The organism is Methylocystis sp. S23 (genome assembly GCF_054106005.1).
Genome location: NZ_CM134185.1, coordinates 3,743,124 through 3,759,726 on the forward strand (window position 1 = coordinate 3,743,124; position 16,603 = coordinate 3,759,726).

General features: G+C 62.2%; 24 protein-coding genes and 2 pseudogenes. 10 read left to right on the forward strand and 16 right to left on the reverse strand.

Going from position 1 to position 16,603, the window contains the following annotated elements; translation table 11 throughout:
- Positions 1-69: 69 nt before the first annotated feature.
- Positions 70-693, forward strand: coding sequence for a hypothetical protein (locus ACV7JP_RS18375; protein ID WP_457797090.1), 624 nt, complete (start codon positions 70-72; stop codon positions 691-693).
- Between the two features lie 33 nt (positions 694-726).
- On the opposite strand, the gene ACV7JP_RS18380 is transcribed toward ACV7JP_RS18375, so the two are convergent.
- Positions 727-1,080, reverse strand: coding sequence for a helix-turn-helix domain-containing protein (locus ACV7JP_RS18380; protein ID WP_457797091.1), 354 nt, complete (start codon positions 1,078-1,080; stop codon positions 727-729).
- A gap of 223 nt (positions 1,081-1,303) precedes the next feature.
- On the opposite strand from ACV7JP_RS18380, the gene ACV7JP_RS18385 reads away from it, so the two are divergent.
- The 3 genes from ACV7JP_RS18385 (at position 1,304) to ACV7JP_RS18395 (ending at position 2,629) form a co-directional block, all read left to right on the forward strand.
- On the forward strand, positions 1,304-1,510 hold the full coding sequence (locus ACV7JP_RS18385; RefSeq protein ID WP_457797092.1) for a hypothetical protein: 207 nt from the start codon (positions 1,304-1,306) through the stop codon (positions 1,508-1,510).
- A gap of 312 nt (positions 1,511-1,822) precedes the next feature.
- The gene (locus ACV7JP_RS18390; protein WP_457797093.1) at positions 1,823-2,209 is read left to right on the forward strand and encodes a FitA-like ribbon-helix-helix domain-containing protein; all 387 of its coding nucleotides are present in this window, start codon (positions 1,823-1,825) and stop codon (positions 2,207-2,209) included.
- 117 nt (positions 2,210-2,326) lie between these two features.
- Positions 2,327-2,629 carry a type II toxin-antitoxin system VapC family toxin gene (locus ACV7JP_RS18395; RefSeq protein ID WP_457797094.1) on the forward strand — a complete coding sequence of 101 codons (303 nt, stop codon included), beginning with the start codon at positions 2,327-2,329 and terminating at the stop codon, positions 2,627-2,629.
- 135 nt (positions 2,630-2,764) lie between these two features.
- Here ACV7JP_RS18395 and ACV7JP_RS18400 read toward each other — a convergent pair whose 3' ends face one another.
- The 11 genes from ACV7JP_RS18400 to ACV7JP_RS18450 form a co-directional block, all read right to left on the reverse strand.
- Positions 2,765-3,349 (reverse strand): dienelactone hydrolase family protein, encoded by a 585-nt coding sequence (locus ACV7JP_RS18400; protein ID WP_457797095.1) that lies wholly within the window; start codon positions 3,347-3,349, stop codon positions 2,765-2,767.
- 358 nt (positions 3,350-3,707) lie between these two features.
- The gene (locus tag ACV7JP_RS18405; protein ID WP_457797096.1) at positions 3,708-4,106 is read right to left on the reverse strand and encodes an SRPBCC family protein; all 399 of its coding nucleotides are present in this window, start codon (positions 4,104-4,106) and stop codon (positions 3,708-3,710) included.
- On the reverse strand, positions 4,103-4,570 hold the full coding sequence (locus ACV7JP_RS18410; RefSeq protein ID WP_457797097.1) for an ArsR/SmtB family transcription factor: 468 nt from the start codon (positions 4,568-4,570) through the stop codon (positions 4,103-4,105). The genes ACV7JP_RS18405 and ACV7JP_RS18410 overlap by 4 nt, the downstream gene beginning before the upstream one ends.
- A 267-nt stretch (positions 4,571-4,837) precedes the next feature.
- The gene (locus ACV7JP_RS18415) at positions 4,838-5,056 is read right to left on the reverse strand and encodes a cysteine rich repeat-containing protein (protein ID WP_457797098.1); all 219 of its coding nucleotides are present in this window, start codon (positions 5,054-5,056) and stop codon (positions 4,838-4,840) included.
- Positions 5,057-5,643: 587 nt separating this feature from the next.
- Complete coding sequence (locus ACV7JP_RS18420; RefSeq protein WP_457797099.1) at positions 5,644-6,003, reverse strand: YXWGXW repeat-containing protein; 360 nt, start codon at positions 6,001-6,003, stop codon at positions 5,644-5,646.
- 131 nt (positions 6,004-6,134) lie between these two features.
- On the reverse strand, positions 6,135-7,286 hold the full coding sequence (locus ACV7JP_RS18425) for a serine hydrolase domain-containing protein (RefSeq protein WP_457797100.1): 1,152 nt from the start codon (positions 7,284-7,286) through the stop codon (positions 6,135-6,137).
- A 98-nt stretch (positions 7,287-7,384) separates the two neighbouring features.
- Positions 7,385-8,770: an ATP-binding protein gene (locus ACV7JP_RS18430; protein ID WP_457797101.1), complete on the reverse strand. Its 1,386-nt coding sequence runs from the start codon at positions 8,768-8,770 to the stop codon at positions 7,385-7,387.
- Positions 8,754-9,500 (reverse strand): response regulator, encoded by a 747-nt coding sequence (locus ACV7JP_RS18435; protein WP_457797102.1) that lies wholly within the window; start codon positions 9,498-9,500, stop codon positions 8,754-8,756. Before ACV7JP_RS18435 ends, ACV7JP_RS18430 begins: the two co-directional genes overlap by 17 nt.
- A gap of 243 nt (positions 9,501-9,743) precedes the next feature.
- Positions 9,744-9,971, reverse strand: coding sequence for a SelT/SelW/SelH family protein (locus ACV7JP_RS18440; RefSeq protein WP_457797103.1), 228 nt, complete (start codon positions 9,969-9,971; stop codon positions 9,744-9,746).
- A 76-nt stretch (positions 9,972-10,047) separates the two neighbouring features.
- The gene (locus ACV7JP_RS18445) at positions 10,048-10,488 is read right to left on the reverse strand and encodes a GNAT family N-acetyltransferase (RefSeq protein ID WP_457797104.1); all 441 of its coding nucleotides are present in this window, start codon (positions 10,486-10,488) and stop codon (positions 10,048-10,050) included.
- A gap of 4 nt (positions 10,489-10,492) precedes the next feature.
- The gene (locus ACV7JP_RS18450; protein WP_457797105.1) at positions 10,493-11,179 is read right to left on the reverse strand and encodes a glutathione S-transferase N-terminal domain-containing protein; all 687 of its coding nucleotides are present in this window, start codon (positions 11,177-11,179) and stop codon (positions 10,493-10,495) included.
- 469 nt (positions 11,180-11,648) lie between these two features.
- Here ACV7JP_RS18450 and ACV7JP_RS18455 point away from each other — a divergent pair, with 469 nt between their 5' ends.
- The 6 genes and pseudogenes from ACV7JP_RS18455 (at position 11,649) to ACV7JP_RS18480 (ending at position 14,025) form a co-directional block, all read left to right on the forward strand.
- Positions 11,649-11,870 (forward strand): transposase, encoded by a 222-nt coding sequence (locus tag ACV7JP_RS18455; RefSeq protein WP_457797106.1) that lies wholly within the window; start codon positions 11,649-11,651, stop codon positions 11,868-11,870.
- A gap of 77 nt (positions 11,871-11,947) precedes the next feature.
- Complete coding sequence (locus ACV7JP_RS18460; RefSeq protein ID WP_457797107.1) at positions 11,948-12,076, forward strand: hypothetical protein; 129 nt, start codon at positions 11,948-11,950, stop codon at positions 12,074-12,076.
- Positions 12,073-12,429, forward strand: coding sequence for an IS66 family insertion sequence element accessory protein TnpB (tnpB, locus tag ACV7JP_RS18465; protein WP_457796655.1), 357 nt, complete (start codon positions 12,073-12,075; stop codon positions 12,427-12,429). The genes ACV7JP_RS18460 and tnpB overlap by 4 nt, the downstream gene beginning before the upstream one ends.
- Before the next feature lie 67 nt (positions 12,430-12,496).
- Positions 12,497-12,739, forward strand: a pseudogene (locus ACV7JP_RS18470) (transposase domain-containing protein); the annotation flags it as partial.
- A 285-nt stretch (positions 12,740-13,024) separates the two neighbouring features.
- Positions 13,025-13,791 (forward strand): annotated as a pseudogene (tnpC, locus tag ACV7JP_RS18475) (IS66 family transposase); the annotation flags it as partial.
- A gap of 126 nt (positions 13,792-13,917) precedes the next feature.
- Positions 13,918-14,025, forward strand: coding sequence for a transposase domain-containing protein (locus ACV7JP_RS18480; RefSeq protein ID WP_457799118.1), 108 nt, complete (start codon positions 13,918-13,920; stop codon positions 14,023-14,025).
- Here the strand turns inward: ACV7JP_RS18480 and ACV7JP_RS18485 are convergent.
- The 4 genes from ACV7JP_RS18485 to ACV7JP_RS18500 form a co-directional block, all read right to left on the reverse strand.
- Positions 14,009-14,395, reverse strand: a complete 387-nt coding sequence (locus ACV7JP_RS18485) for a hypothetical protein (protein WP_457797108.1) — start codon at positions 14,393-14,395, stop codon at positions 14,009-14,011. The genes ACV7JP_RS18480 and ACV7JP_RS18485 overlap by 17 nt on opposite strands.
- 123 nt (positions 14,396-14,518) lie before the next feature.
- The gene (locus ACV7JP_RS18490; protein ID WP_457797109.1) at positions 14,519-15,085 is read right to left on the reverse strand and encodes a cupin domain-containing protein; all 567 of its coding nucleotides are present in this window, start codon (positions 15,083-15,085) and stop codon (positions 14,519-14,521) included.
- Positions 15,082-15,984: a haloalkane dehalogenase gene (locus ACV7JP_RS18495; RefSeq protein ID WP_457797110.1), complete on the reverse strand. Its 903-nt coding sequence runs from the start codon at positions 15,982-15,984 to the stop codon at positions 15,082-15,084. Before ACV7JP_RS18495 ends, ACV7JP_RS18490 begins: the two co-directional genes overlap by 4 nt.
- Positions 15,981-16,568, reverse strand: a complete 588-nt coding sequence (locus ACV7JP_RS18500) for a TetR family transcriptional regulator C-terminal domain-containing protein (protein ID WP_457797111.1) — start codon at positions 16,566-16,568, stop codon at positions 15,981-15,983. The genes ACV7JP_RS18495 and ACV7JP_RS18500 overlap by 4 nt, the downstream gene beginning before the upstream one ends.
- Positions 16,569-16,603: the final 35 nt, after the last annotated feature.

Below are 16,603 nucleotides of genomic sequence, written 5' to 3' on the forward strand. Positions count from 1 at the left end.
CGGCCGAACGGAATGTTGGAGCATCCCGCCCGGCCTGACCACAACCCAAGCTTACGTGGAGCCTGGATCATGGCTGATTCTGAAGATAGCACGACTCCGCCCGCCGTTAGCTGGCGCGCCATTTTGCGAGGAACCGGCGCCTTGCCGTCCGGGAAGACGACGGGAGGGGCGCCGTCCGACCCCGCGCTGCAGCTCTGGCGGAACTGGCAAGCCAATCACACTCAGGTCGTCGCGCTGACGCGCCAGTGGCAGCGCATCGAGAAGAAGCTCATTCACTCGGTCGGAATCCCCGAGGTCGCAATCCGCCTTCCCGGCGAGGCGGAGCCGAAAATCGCTCAATCCGTCGACGAGATCGAGGAGCTGGTCGCGAACGAGCCGGCGATCGAGAGAGAAGCGCTGCTCGCGGCGTTCGACGCGCAGCAAAAGCGATGGGACGAGGCGGCGGCCGCGTTCGGCTTCGACGCCGTCGACGCCGAACTCCGAGCCGCTCTCGGCAAGGAGCGCGATTTCACGGCTTCGGTCCCGAAGACGAAAGCCGCCAGCCTGCCGGGCGTCGCGGCCAAGCTCGCCATCCTCATTCAGCTCGGCGAGCCGAGCCCGACAGATGCGGAATTTCCCTGGCCGGAACTGCGCTCGGCGCTGGCGGATATCGCGCGGCTGGCGTCGCCGGAAGCGGCGGTCTCGCCGATGTGATCCTCATGCTCGGGTCCGTGGTCGCTCGGCTGGTTACGGGCCCGGCTTCTTTCGAGTTGCCCGCCATTGCGCCGGCCCCTCACTTTTCCGAGAGGGCTTTGCGCCTTTCTTGGGCTGCGCCTTCGTGCTCGCGCTTTCAGTCGATGTCGTGGACGACGATTTCGCCTCCGCGCTTTCGCTCGCAGGCCTCAAAAGCTCGAGCGCCGGAATTCCGAGAGCGTCGGCGAGGCGCCCGACGACGTCGACCGTCGCCGAATAGACGCAGCGTTCGATCGAGCTGATATAGGTGCGGTCGAGCTCGGCTCGATGGCCGAGCTCTTCCTGCGACAGGCGTTGCGCCCGTCGATATTTCCTCAGATTGCGCGCCAGCGTCTCTCGCATTTCCATGACGAGAACCAGCCAGCTTGAAGAGTATTTATCTACGGAGTATACTCTACAAACGGTATCCGCTGGTTCGAGGAAGGGAATCGCCGGCGCGGCAGAGGGGGCGAAGCCGTAAACGACCGAGAGTCCGAATATGCGTGAGAAGCATCTGGGTCACGCCGTCTCTTTGGCGACGATTTTGTTGAGCACGCGCGAGCAATTCGCTCGCGCGCTACGTGACGCTGCGATGGCGAGCATCAGAGCGAGGTCGAGAGGCGCGGGTTTCGACCAGCCGATCATCTCCCGCTATTTCCTCGATTCGCACGTCGACGACGCTCTCTATCTGATCGGCAGAGACGGGCTCGACGCGCTCGAGAGCAATGTCCGCTTCGCAGTCGACGAAATGATACGAGAGGCGTTGGAAAACGCGAGAATGCGGCGGACGGATAATTAGTCGATCGCGCTTTCGGTGCGCCGGCTAGGGCGGCGCATTGCGCTTGCGCCATCAGGAGCCGACGTTTCCGGACCAACAGCGCGACTGACGTTGATCAATTTCAAAAATTCATTTTGGGAGCATCTGTCGTGGAAAGACGAATAACTCTCACTGACATAGATCGCCCTGGAGAGGCGCTCGAAGTCGATATCATCGCCGCCGACGAGACGTCGTTGACGCTGGCGGTGCCGAACACGTCCGTGCAATTTCGACTATTCCGCCACAGCCGCAACGCTCCCTATCAAGGATCGCTGGGCGGACGGAGCTTTTGCTTTGTTCCCGTCGCTGGCGAGCCCCGAAAAGGCCCACGTGGAGCATCCAGCGAAATTCACGTCGCGCGATCCATCCGGCAACGCCAAACTTGAGTGCCGTGCAGTCATTGCCTATTTTGCTGGCGACTCCATTCTGGAGGCTGTCGTGGCGAGCATCACAATCCGCAATCTGGACGACGATTTGAAGCGCCGCTTACGCATGCGTGCGGCTGAACATGACCGCTCCATGGAAGAAGAAGCGCGGGAAATCCTGCGCCGCGCGATCAGCGGCGTCATCGCCCCGACAAATCTCGGCCAGGCTATTCACGCCCGCTTCGCCGCCATCGGCGGCGTGGAGTTGGAGCTTCCCGCGCGTGGCCCGATGCGCGAACCGCCATCGTTCTCGTGAGCGACGCCGCCATCCTGCTCGACACCAACGTCGTCTAGACCTGATGCGGCCCAAGCCCGCGCAGGTGGTCTTGGACTGGTTCGCCGCGCAGGACTCGACCAAGCTGCTTTTAGCGCGGTGGCCGAGGCCGAATTGCGCACGGGCGCGACGGCCGGGAAGCGCCGCGACAGTCTGACCGCCACCATAGACATCATGATCACCGAGGATTTCGCGGGCCGCGTCCTGCCCTTCGACAGCGCAGCGGCGAAAGCTCACGCAGCCATCGCCGCGAGCCGTCGGGCCGCTGGCCAGCCGAGCATGGAAGCCGATTGCCAGATCGCCGCCATCGCCCGTGTCAGAGGAGTCGCGGTGGCGACCAATAATGTCCGTAATTTCGAGGGATGCGACATCGTGATTGTCGATCCTTTCCATGTTCCGTGAGGATGAACCGCTTCAGGACTCGTCGCGCGGTGCGCCGGCATGGCCGCTAAGTCAGTCGACTGATTCGAGGCTGCGACGCGATACTCGCGTTGCCCTGGGCCTACATCTACGCTCCCCAGCTTGAGGCCGGCATCGTCAGACGCGGATCAGGAACTCGAGCACCCGTCGAGTGAGCAGCGCCGCCGCATCGGCGTCGAATGAAGGGAGCGAACTGTCTGCAAAGCAGTGTTGATCGCCTGGGTACAGGAAAAGCGCCGCGTCCTCGACCTTCTCTATGATCTCGCGGGCAGCATCGATATCGCCGCCGTCGCCGACGAAGACCGGGTCGTTGTCCATCCCATGGATCTGAACCGGGACGCCGTCCGGCCATGGTCCAAAGGACCACGCGCCGCTGATCGAAATGCAGGAGTAGAAGAGCAGCGCTGCGCGGGCGCCGGGCCGTGTTTGTACAAGCTTTTGCGCCGGCAGCACACCGAACGAGAAGCCGGCGTAAACGAGATCGACGGGCAGTTTGTCGGCGACGCGGACACCGCGTTCACGCATCTCATCGAACCCTGTTTCTTCGATGTAGGCGAGACCGTTGTCGATGCTCTTGAACGTGCGTCCGCCGAACAGGTCCGGTGTGTGTACGATGTGCCCGGCTTGCCGCAGGTCGTCGGCAAACGCGCAGACACCGGGGGTAAGCCCCAGTGCGTGATGAAACAGCAAGACCTCAGCCACAAAGCGTCTCCGGGCGGAATGGAAGAAACATGCAGCAGCGCGTCATCCACGTCACCGCGAAGCGTGCGTCAGAATGCCATACTCACGTTCAACGCAACGGCCAGCACAACCACACACCGACCCTCGAGGCCGTGGCCAGACGACGGCGCTTACGAAGAATGCGATTAGGTTGTGAACTCACACTGCCACGTTTGGACAAGCGCGCGGATCTGCTCCTCGTCATTCAGCATTCGGTCTTCATCGAATTGATGTCCATATAGGCAATCGGGCGCCGACGGGTGAGCGACCAGCATGGTGACATCGTTGGTTCCAGCACAATTTTGACCTAGACAGCTCGCTCAATTTCATTGACGGCTGGTCAGGCAACTTCGAGCAGCCCTTCGGCCAGCCTCGGCAAGACGACACTACGCCAACCCGCCCCCATATTCTCGAACGCAAAGCGATGTTGAGGATTTTCAAAATCGAAACCACGATGCTCGAGCCTCAGGATCGTCTCCTCGCCCCGTGGAATGATCTCCCAGTGAAGTTCGAAATCGCCGAAGGTGTAAGCCAGTCTGCGCTCGTATTCGACCGCAATGACACGGCATGGGACCATCCCCCATTTCTCCATGTCCATCGTGAACTCATGCCCTTCGATTGGAGCGATGTTTCCAGGACGCCACCAGCGCGAAACGCCGTCCGGCGTTGAAATTCGCTCCCAGACACGCGCTGGCGATGCTTTGATGACCTGTTCCACGATCACTGTCTGCAGTGTCATTCGTTCGTCTCCTCGAGGCCCCCCGCCAAATCTGCGAGGCGCGCTTTCCAATAGTCCTCATAGGGCGCCAGCCAGTCGCGAAGCGCGACCAGCGGTTGGGCGTTGAGCGAATAAATCCGCTCACGTCCGGCCTTGGTTTCTTGCACGAGGCCCGCTTGACGCAGGACGCCCAAATGTTCGGAAACAGCCGAACGGCTGATGTCGAACGCCTCCGCGATGGATCCCGCGCTTCTTTCCTCCGAAAGCAACAGCATCACCACCTGGCGGCGGACCGGATTGGCAAGAGCGGAGAAAACAGCTTCGTCCATAACGGCATATAATGTCGGGAATCTCCGACATGTCAACTTTTCCCGACATATTATTGCCAACTGCGGCGCGCGCCAGGCCGCCAGCGTTTGCGGCCGCTGCGCGTACACTCGTCCGTCGGCGATCGACTTGGCGAAAGCGTCGCTGACGACAGACACGAACGAAGCCTCCCGCCAAGTCGAGACATCGGGTGCAACCAGACAGGAACCGCGCATTTCGGCGTTCCGCTCGAAATTTCCACTTCACTTTGTCGAGCGGGCAGTGCGCCTCGCAGGCGCACTGTAGATTCGAAGCTCTCGTCGAAACACGCGCGGGGCTTTTTCGCGACGCGCGGTCGCCGAAACTTTGCTCGGATCGTGCCGACGACTCGGTTTTGATCGTCGAGTGCTGTCGCGGCCGGACGCGACTTGATCGGTCGCGTGGGATCACGGACGTTTGGCCGCCGCATCCATCAGCGCGCCTTTGCATGCCGGCGACAACTGTTCATGCTTTTCTTTCAGGCATTCGCGGATACGTCCGCCGCCCGGCTCAATGCCGGCGCAAATTTTGCGGACATCGGCCTCGCAAGCGGCGCGGACCTGTCCGAAGGATTGCGAGGAGGCTTGCCGGCAGCCTCCTGTCGTGATCGTCAGAATGACGATCACGACCGAAGTGACAAGGCGATGTTTCATCGGTTCTTACCCTAATCATGTGGGGAGCAAGCTCAGAGCCAGCGCGCGATCAGTAGTAAGGATAGGCTCGCACAAAGCCTCGGCGCGTCGCGCTTCCTCCCGAAGGCCCTGCAACCGTGCGCCAGTGACCATAAATATGGGGGCCGCGACGATTGGTCCCGCTCGTGCGCGTGACGGTGCGCCCTTGAGGCCCCGTCGTCGAGGCGGAGCGCGCGCAATGGCCCGGGGAGCAGTTTCCGCTCACCGACCGGGAATAGACGCCGCGCGGGGTGGATACCGAACCGTTGCGCGACCATCCCGCCGCTCCGGCAGAGTCGGCAGTGAACAATATGCCAGCGAATGCAAGCGAAATGAAAGCGAGCTTCATTCCTCATTCCTTTCTTTGTCAGGCGTGGCTTCGCGATGAGAATGCGGAGCGTGAGCAGTCTCGGCGTCGTCCTTTGCGCGCGATGTGCGAAAAGGAATCGAAATCTTTCAAAATGTAACGCGGCGATTCGGGCGCGATGAAAAGCGCAAAGCGCGGCGCCGAACCGTCCCGCCGCGCCGGTCGCTGTTCGGTCTCACGGGATCGCCCGCCAGTGAGCCGGGACGAATATCCAGCCGCGCGGCGTCGCCCTCCAATGCGCGGAGACGTAAGTCATGCCGGGCCGCGCGACGATCCAATGCCCGGCGACCGGCACATAGGCCGCGCCCGTCCAGCGCCAGTGAAGCGGAGCCCAAATCCAGCCGCGCCGCGGAGGCGGAGCGAGGACGGGAAGCGTATAGGGCGGAGGCCGCACGACGACGATTTCCGCGGCCCGGCTTTCCTCCGCCGACATACTCAATCCAGCGGACGCGCCCAGTATCGACAACAGGCGCGCGAGCGACGCGGACCGGTGGGCGATATTCTTCAGAATGTATCGAGCAGCGTCTGGTTTCATGTCGGGACTCCTTTTGATGAACATGACTGTGGCGCGTCGGCGTTTCCTGCGCGCGACATAGGTTGACAAATCATGACGCCGCACGCTTCGGCTGATGGTCGCAGCACGGCTCCGATCGGCGCGGATCGTCTTCATTCGGCGTCGTCTGACGCGCGACCTGCTTCGCTCGTCGAGAACGGGTCGTAAGAGTCGAGAATGACGCTCCGCGCCTCCCGCAGACGATCCGCGACGAGCGGAAGCCGATAGCGCATGAAAAAGACTCCGTAGAGCCCGCTCTTGCGATCGATCCAGGGATAGGTTCCATACGCGCCCGGGCTGGAGACGAGCGTGCAGGCGCCGTCGGTTGCGACCGTTTCGCACCAGTTGCCGAGAGCGTAGTGCACTTTGTTCGGAACCCCGGGCGGCAGATAGCCGAAGGACGCGTTCAACGTCTGCGCCTTCTCGAGCGTCTCGACCGCGGTCGGCGAGAGAATTTGCCGGCCTCCATAGGAGCCGTTCTCCGCGATCATCGTGAGAAACATCGAGTAATCCTCCGCGGTCGTGACGAGACCCGCCTGGAGATTGGGGTTGGCGACGAGGGCCGGATCGAGATTCGGCTCGAGCACATTCGTCCAATAGCTGTGAGTCAGTCCCAGCGGCTCCGCGAGCTTCTCGCGAAACAGAGCGGCCCAGGATTTGCCGGTCGTTCGCTCGGCGAGAGCGCCGGCGACTTGCAATGACGGACCGCCATATTTGAAGACGGCGCCCGGCGGGTCTTCGAGCGGCCTCGCCGCGATCCGCTTCGCCGACTCCGACAAGGTCATGCGGGCCTCCTGCGCGATGTCGAAGAGTCCGCGAAGACTGCCTTGACCGGACGTGAACGATAGGAGCTGCCTGAGGGTTATGGCGCCGGATCGGCCTTCGAATTCGGGCAGACGGAGACCGATCGGCTCATCGAGCGAAAGCTTGCCGTCATCGACCAATGTCATCAGTAGCGCGGCCGCCATCCATTTGGATGCGGAGGCGACTGGAAATTGCGCGCCCGGCTTTATGTCGCCGATATCGGCGCGGTAAAGAAGCCGCCCCTTATGAAAGGCCATGGCGGTCACGCCCGGCGCGCCGTCTCTTTCGACGATGTCGCGCAGCTTCATGATCAGCGTCGAGGGCGCCGGCGAAATGTCGCTGCGCGCCGGCGCCGACCATTGCTCCAATGCGGCGAAAAGAAATATCGCACCGAAAACGCCCGACGCCTCCGCTATCGTGCAGAGCGCGCCAGGCGGCCGAATTTTAGATAGATGGATCATCGCCAATTCCTCTGTGGATCGCGACGATCGTGGGCCTTCTGCAAGGCGCCAATTTGTGGCGCGCGCAACAAATTGTGACGAATTGTAAACGCGTCGCGTCACATGACGCCGCCCGAGGTTTTCTCCGCGGCGACGCGCAGGGCCACCCGGGCATGCAAGCCGCCCTCTCGACGATTCTCCAAATGGAGCGCTCCGCCCTGGCTTTCCGCCAACGCCTTCACAATGGCCAGCCCCAGACCTGCGCCTCCGGTCTCTCTCGCGCGCGAAGGCTCCAAACGTTCGAAGGGAGCCGTCAAACGCTCGGCCGCCTCGACGGGAACGCCGGGGCCGTCGTCCTCGACCGCGATCAAGACGTATCCATCCTCTCTCCAGACGCGCAAGTGGGCGGCGTCGCCGTACCGAATTGCGTTGTCCGTCAAATTCGCCAGCATTCGTCGCAGCGCAAGCGGAGAACAGCGAACATAGGGGAGATCGTCGGAAGCCGACGCGAGCCGAACCGGCTCGCCGAGCTCCTGCCGCACGCCGACAAATTCTGCAAGTTCGGCCGACGCATCCGTGCGCTCCGCTCCGCTGTCGGCGCTCACCCTGGCCTCGCGCGCGAAGGTCAATGTGTCCTCGAGCAGGCGACTCATCTCATCGAGATCGCCTACCGCACGCCTTCTCTGGTCACAGTCGTCGATGAACTCCGTGCGAAGCCGAAGTCTCGTGAGATAGGTGCGAACGTCATGGGCGATCGCGGCCAGGATTCTGGTGCGGTCATCGAGCAGTTCTCGAATCTGCCGTTTCATTTCATTGCAAGCCGCAGCGAGTTCCTGGAGCTCACGCGGTCCACGCATCGGCAAGTCGGGCGCGCGAAGATCCGCCGCCAGCAATCGCACCCCCTCGGCCAGGCGACGCACGGGCCGCGTGATTTGGCGCATGAGAAAGACCAGGATGAGCAACAAGACGACGGCCGCCGCGGCGGCGATCGCCATGAATCGGTTGCCGAGCCGTCGCAGGAGCAAAGGCGCGCGTTCGACAGAGAGCATTTGCCCGTTGTTCAAACGCACGATCAAGCGGATCGGGCCTTCGGCGCCGATGGGCCGACTCGACAAGGACTGAAGCAAGGCGCCGCCTGCCTCGATCTCGAACCGCAAGGAACGGCCTTCCAGCTCGGATTCGTAACGCCTTCTGAGAAATCGCTTCAAGGCCGGAGCATCGTCGGCCGGGTCTGCACGACCATTGTCGTCCGAAACATCCGGCGCAAGTCTGACGACCGTTCCGTTGTTGTTCAGCGCTTCGAGAATCGCGGGTTGCAACGCCGGCGGCGCGAGCTCTAAGACCCCAGCCATCGCTGCGACCGACTTGGGGGCTGGCAGTCGAAACGCGGCGGGCCCGCGCTCTGGCCAAATGGCGGCAAGCGCTATGGCGAGTTGCAGCGCGATCAATCCTGCAAGGAAGATCGCCACGGCGCGAGCAGCGAGACCGTCAAGGATCCTCGACATGTCGGCCCCTCGAACATTCGACCGCGGGGCCGAAAAGATAGCCGCCGCCGCGCACCGTGCGAATCATCGCCGCCCCCTTCGGATCGTCCTCGAGCTTCTTGCGCAATCTGCTGAGCTGAACGTCGATGGAGCGGTCGAACGGCGTCGTGTTTCGCCCTCTTGTCCAATCGAGAAGCTGATCGCGATTGAGAACGCGTTGGGGATGGGTGAGAAACGCCAGCAGAAGGTCGAACTCTCCGCCGGTCAGTTCGACATTGCGGCCGTCCGGCGCATTCAACTCCCGCGAGGCTGCATTCAGCTTCCAGTCCGCAAAATGATAGATTTCCGCCGGCGGCGATTGCGCAGACCGGGACGCGCCGCGCGTTCGGCGCAGGATGGCGCGCGCGCGGGCGACGAGCTCACGCGGATTGAATGGTTTCGGCAGATAGTCGTCCGCGCCTATCTCAAGTCCGATAATTCGGTCGATGGCGTCGCCCTTCGCCGTCACCATGAGTATGGGCGTATCGGGAAACTCCCGCCTGAGCCGCTGGCAAATCGCCAGACCGTTCTCGCCGGGGAGCATGAGATCGAGGACGACGAGATCGATCCGGCGCCGCGCCATCAAACGGTCGAGGTCGCGCCCGTCGCCGCAGGCGGCGGCGTCGAAGCCTTCGCGATCGAGCAAGCCCTTCACGAGGGAGCGAATCTCCGGATCGTCCTCCACCACGGCGATCGTCGTCGACTGAACCATGTGGTGATCCCACAACTAAAGAGACATTTGCTCGTTCGCTCGCCGGATCATCCAGCGAAAGGAATTGACCGTTTTCCCGAGCGGTTCTCGCATGATGGCGTTCTGGAACTCTGAAGGGTGCTCGAGAACCGTAACGCAATCGTTGCGTGTCGATTTCGAATTGTTGCAGCCGCCGCCCATCGGCCGTTCCAGCGTCTTCACCCTTCGCGAGGGGCACGATGGCGTCGAGTTGCACCGGCCTTGCTATTTCACCGCCTTGGAGACCGACTCGACAATTTCATCGATATCCGGAAATTGGCCTTTGACGCGCCTAGCGACGATTTCCGGATTGACACGCACTTCGAATACGCCGCCCTTCCCCGCTACGAGGCGCGCGGCGACCGACAGATTGCCCTTTAGCGCATCGGCAGCCTCCTTTGCCCGCTTTTCATAGCCACATGGCTTGCAATAGGTGATCGTGACGTCGTTCATGGCTTCAGCGCTCTCATGTCGACGACTGGACGATAGTGCTCGTGGCTTTGCGCCGATGAGGAATACCGAAGCGCGATCATTCGATGATCCCGTCTTCCCGATTGCGCTCGACCGACACTGCGAACGACCACAGCATGGCGGTTTTCATCAGGTTGAACCCGCGCTTCGAATAGAAATCCTCCTTGCCGCGCCGAGCATAGAGAATGACCCGCTTATGATGTTGCACCTCTCGCTTCAGCGCTTCGAGAATGAGGCCGCCATAGCCCCTCCCCTGATATTCCGGATGTACGGCCATATCGCAGATCACGGCGCAGTCGACTTCGTCGCCGAACGCGCGACCGGCGCCGACGAGTCTCTCTCGCTCGAGCGCGAAGATCCGGTATCGACTATTGCGAAACGCTTCCACTATGGCGTGCGCCGGCCGCTCTCCGAGCCTCGCCGCCGCGTAGAGGCCGGCGAGCTGATCGTCATCGCGAAATGTCGAAACGAATATCGGTTCGCCGTCGATGTACGTCATGACTCTATTCCTCCGACTGCGAGCCCAGCGTGGCGCAATCTGACGATTGCAACGTCCGGCCGGTGTAAACATCCTTGCTGTCGCCGTAGGTTCTCATGACCGCAGGTCGGAGACGAATCGCCTTGAACCATCGACGAAGATTGGGGAACTCCCGCAGGCTCTGACCATGCGCCCTATGCGGGACGATCCATGGAAAGCAGGCCATGTCGGCGATCGAATACTCCTCTACAATGAAGGGCCGATCCGCGAGGCGTCTGTCCAGAACGCCATAGAGCCGCGCAGTTTCGATCCTGTAGCGCTCGATCGCATAGGGGACCTTTTCGCTCGCATAGACATTGAAATGGCCGATCTGGCCCGCCATGGGTCCCAATCCCGCCATTTGCCAGAACAGCCACTGAAGCGCCTCCAGACGCCGGCTCGGCTCCTCGGGCATGAACATCCCGGCTTTATCGGCGAGATAGAGGAGGATCGCGCCCGACTCGAATATCGATAGCGGCTGGTCGCGCATGGCGGGCGAATGATCGACAATGGCGGGGATTCGCCCGTTCGGCGCGATCGCGACGAACTCAGGCCGAGATTGTTCTCCTATAGAGAGATTTACCGGGACGATGCGGTAGGGAAGGCCCGCCTCCTCGAGAAAAATGCGAACCTTGAGACCGTTCGGCGTCGCCGCATAATAGAGCTCAATCATATCGAATCCTTCATTCGCGCCGCGCTCCTCTCATTGTCGCAATGCTGTGGAGAGGCGCCGCACAGGGGTCGATGTGGTGGCGTGGTGGCGCGCTCGTCGCGGCCTTTCGCTGGATTGTGCGCCGGTCGACTGATGAATCTCAGCGCGGAAAAACGCGCGAGCCGCTCCTGGAAGATTGACGCTTTGCCCGCATTTCCTGCACCAATCGCCAAGTCTTTCCTTGATCGGCAGATCGTTCATTGCACCAGCGAAAGCTGTCCCTCGTCATGTCCCGATAGACCCATCGAGTCATCGACCCAGCGGCGTCGACGCCGGACAGTTGAATGATTTCATCGCCCGCTCGTCGCGCGAGCTGGCGGGTGATGTTTCGTAAGCGCTGTTCTGCTCCCACCTGTTTTGAGCGAGCGGTAGGGACGATAATCGGAGCGATAGAGGGCTCCGACACATGTCGATTTCAGAGCGTAAACATATGCCGGAGCCTGAAGCGTTTCCGGCGCGGCGGATCGAGGTCTTCACGGGCTCGGGGCGTCGGAGGACGTGGGGCGCGGATCAGAAAGCGGCGATTGTCGCTGAGAGCTTCGCGGAGGGCGCGAGCGTTTGTGAAGTGGCGCGGCGGCATGGTCTGACGCCGCAGCAGCTTTTACGTGGCGTCGTCAGGCGCGCAAAGAGACCGAGGCTCGCGAGGACGTAGGCGCGCCGCCATTGTTCGTTCCCGCAGTCACGCAAGGGCCTGCGCCCGCGCCGCTCACCAAACGCGAACGACGCGCTGTGCGCCAGGAAGTCGATTCGACGCCGACGATCGAACTTGAAGTTGATGGCGTCACGGTTCGGGTCGGACGCGGCGCGCAAGCAAAGACCATCGCTGCGGTGATCCGGGCGTTGAAAGCCGCCAAATGATCGGTCCGACGGGCGCGGTGCGCGTGATGGTGGCGACGAAGCCGGTCGACTTCCGCAAGGGCGCGGAGGGTCTCGCGGCGCTGGTGCGCGAGACGATACAGTGCGATCCCTTCGACGGCGCGATCTACGTCTTTCGCGCGAAGAGGGCGGACCGCATCAAGCTTGTCTTCTGGGACGGCACGGGTGTGTGCCTCTTCGCCAAGCGACTGGAGGACGGCGAGTTCCGCTGGCCGAAGATCGAAGACGGGGTGATGCGGTTGTCGGCGGCGCAATTTTCGGCGCTGCTGGAGGGGCTAGACTGGCGGCGCGTACACTGCGCGAAGGAGACGTCGGCGCCGGCCTTGTCGGGATGATGCGACACAGTGAATCAGGGCGTCGGAGAGCGTCGAAAGACGGCACAAAATATGGTCTTCTGCGTCTATGGCGCAGGCGGTCGAGACGCTTCCCGACGATCCTAACGAACTGAAGGCGATGCTCCTCGCCGAGCGGGCGCGCAACGATCGTCTCGTGCAGATCATCAAGGAGATGCAGCGCCATCGCTTTGGACGACGCGCCGAGACCCTTCCCGAAGACCAGATGCTGCTCGCGCTCGAAGAGGTCGAACAGACGGAAGCGGGCGCCGCCGCGGAGGAGGAAGCCAAGTCCGCCACCGAACGCGAGAAGGCGTCCAGAAAGCGCCGCACGAACCGTGGCGCGCTGCCTGCGCATCTCCCGCGCATCGAAACCATCGTCGACATCGAGGATAAAGCCTGTCCCTGCTGCAAGGGGCGCTCCATCAGATCGGTGAGGATGTCTCCGAGCGGCTCGACGTCGTGCCGGCGCAGTTCCGCGTGCTGGTGACGCGGCGTCCCAAATACGCCTGCCGCGCCTGCGAGGGCGCTATCGTGCAGGCGTCGGCCCCGGCGCGGCTGATCGAGGGCGGCCTGCCGACCGAGGCGACAATCGCCCATGCTGGTCTCCAAATACGCCGATCACTTGCCGCTCTATCGCCAAGCACAGATCTACGCCCGGCAGGGGATCGCCCTCGACCGTTCGACGCTCGCCGACTGGGTTGGCCGCGCCGCCTGGCATTTGCGGCCCGTGCACGAGCGGCTTCTGGAACACATCAGATCGTCGACAAAAATCTTCGCCGACGAGACAAGGGCGCCGGTGCTTGACCCCGGGCGCGGGCGCACCAAGACCGGCCAACTTTGGGCTTATGCGCGTGACGACCGGCCATGGGGCGGCGCCGATCCGCCAATCGCAGTCTATGTCTATGCGCAAAACCGAAAGTCCGAGCAGCCGCTCACGCATCTTGCCGGCTTCACGGGCGTCGTGCAGGTCGACGGTTACGCCGGCTATCGCGCGCTGACGCAGAAGAACAGCGTGTCGCTCGCCTTCTGCTGGTCTCACGTCCGCCGGCGCTTCTACGAACTCGCCGCAGCAGGTCCCGCGCCGATCGCCAGTGAGGCTCTGGCGCGCATCGGCGCGCTCTACGCCATCGAGAGCGACATCCGCGGGCAGAACCCGGACGACCGGCGCGCAGCGCGACAGGAAAATCCCGCCCGATCCTCGACGCCCTCGAGCCATGGCTGCGCGAGAAGCTCGCGCTGATCAGCCAGAAGACCAAGCTCGCCGAGGCGATCCGCTACGCGCTTTCACGCTGGGACGGCTTGACGCGCTTTATCGACGACGGGCGCACCGAGATCGACTCCAATATCGTCGAGCGCGCGATCCGTCCCATTGCCCTCAATCGCAAGAACGCGCTCTTCGCGGGTTCGGACGGAGGCGGCGAAAACTGGGCGATCGTCGCGTCGCTCATCGAGACCTGCAAACTGAACGGCGTCGATCCGATGGCCTATATGGCCGATGTCCTCGCGAAGATCGTCGACGGACATCTCGCGAGCAAACTCGACGAGCTCATGCCATGGGCCTACGCGCAGCCGGTCGCTCTCAAACACGTGGCCTGAAAACAGCGGTTACGATGTTTCCATTGGGCGGATTGATCCAGATGATGTGCCAGGCGTCGATCTCAGGGTCGTAGACGCGGATGGTCGTCGAATATCGATTCCCGACTTGCGACCAACTCACTTCTTTGCCTTCCCGCGGCGGGGTGATCCATAGATCCTGGATCGCACGTCCCTCGAGCACCCAGTCGAAACGAATATCCCAGTGTGAATGTGTGACTGTTCCGTCGGCTGCGAACTCGATCGCCTCCGCGAGCCAATCGCCCACGAACTGCCCGTACAGCATGAGCTGATCGGCATATTCGGCGGCAGGCCCTTTCGAGGCGAGGCCTTCCAGAAACGTGCGTGGGTTCGAACTGATCGCTGTATCCATGGGGTCGCCGCTCGATTCTGACGGGGGTAGTCCCACACGACGGCCTGTCGAGGCCGTCGATGCGGGATGTAAGTCCCTGTCGAACAGGAAGCCTGCAGCGCAGGAGGAGTGGAGGCTGGGCGGCTATTGCCGCCCTTCTCGGCGCCTCCCCTGAGATGCGCTCGTCGAGTCGTGATCGGGAATGAGCGCGACGTTGGGGATGACGCCTCGAACGTCGCACCATTTTTGATAGGCGTCGCGCGTGCTGAATGCATCGTCGATGTCAGTGACGACGCCATCGGCATCCAGATACTCGACCCGGCCTTTCAAAGAGATTTGGACGATGCAAGGCTCGTCCCCGACGCATCGCCAGCTGTCGACGTTGCCGGCAGGCTCGAAGACATAGGTCCCTGGCCCCACGATCTCACCCGTCTCGATGAGCTCTCGCTTTCCGAAAAGGTTGTAGGCGTGCACTTCACCAGTGTGTCTGTGCCTGGCGATCGTCACACCCGGTTCGAGGCGCAATTGAAGGGAATAGCCGTCATCGGCGAAATGCAAAGGGCGAAAAAATAGACCTTCTCGGAGCGGAATCCATTCGAGCGTTGCGGAATCGATGGGGCGGTTTGTCGATATCATTGATTGATCCTCCAGATGACGTGATCCTTGGATGGGGTTGCTGCTGCGCTGCGACGTCGTTCTCTCGCCGTTCACGTCGCGTCACTCTCTTCATGGCTTGTCGCCGCAATCCAGCCTGCGAGCGTTCGCCCGATCGCTTCGGGATGGTCTTCCTGCAGATAGTGAGCGCCGGCGCCGAGTCGGACGACACGGCAATCATGCAAGGTCCGAGCGAAGCAGTCTGCGAAGGCGGGAGAAACGAGCGCGCCTGGATCGCCCACGAAGAGCAGCTTGGGATAATGGGACGACGCCAAAGCCGCATGCGCCTGTTCTAGGGCGGCGACGACGTCGGGGGGGCGGCCTGCGATCGGCAACTCGTTAGGAAATCGCAAGATCGGTCGTCGCGATTGCGGCGTCGGGAAGGGCGCGCGGTATGCGGCCATTTCCTCATCGCTCAGCTTCCTGACGACGGAGCCGGGGAGCACTCGCTCGATAAAGGCATTATCTTCGAGAATCAGCGTCTCGCCTTCGCCGGGCGTTCTGAACTTGCGGAAAATTTCGCGCGCCGCGGGAAGTTGATGGAAGTCGTCCCAAGTCGGCATGGGGCGGATGAATTCCATGAAGGCGAGGCCGCGAACAAAATCGGGCCTGCGCGCCGCCAGATGAAAAGCGAGCGCCGTCCCCCAATCCTGCGCGACGAGATAGGCCGATGTCAGGCCGGCCGCTTCGAGAAACGCGTCGAGATAGCGAACGTGATCCGCGAATCGATAGGCGATGTCCGGCTTCCCAGACTGACCGAAGCCGATCAGATCAGGAGCGATGCAGCGAGCGACAGGCACGACATGCGGAATGACGTCGCGCCAAATATATGACGATGTCGGATTGCCGTGCAGAAAAAGCGCGACCGGCGCCTCGGCGGAGCCGGCTTCACGATATGCGATCGTCGAATCGAGCACGGAAAGCCGCGGGAGCGTAACGTCCTTGTTCATGGTCATGGCTCCTTGAAAACCGTTGCGAAGGCGATGCGCTTGAATCGTTCGAGCGGCTCGGGGCCGCGCTCCACCTTCATGCGCAGGATCGCGCCCTCCCAGGACGCGAGCAGAAATTCGGCGAGGTCGTCGGGATCGAAGTCGTCGCCGATTTCGCCCGCCTTCTGAGCCTCGGCGATGCAGGCGGCGAATGGCGCACGCCATTCGGTGAAGATGACGCCGAGTCGCTCTCGCAAGAGATCGCTCTGCGGAGCGGCTTCGAGGCTGAAATCTCCGATAAGGCAGCCGCGAGAAAAACCGTCGGCGGCGAGCCGGTCGGAAATAATGTCGAGATAACGCTTCAGGCGCTCGCGTGGAGAGAGCCGCGTGTCGTCGAGAGCTTGCGCGACGAGTCTTTTGACGTGCTCGAAATACCGATCGAGCACCTCGAGAGCGAAAGCTTCCTTCGACCGGAAATGATTGGTGAAGGAGCCTTGGGGCGCCGAGGCCTCGGCGACGATGTCGCGCACGCCGGAGCCGATATAGCCTTTACGGAACATGACCTTGAGGCCTGCGTCCAGAATGCGGTCACGGTGCGATGCTTTTGCCATGACCGTATAATACGTACGGACGTATTGTTGTCAAG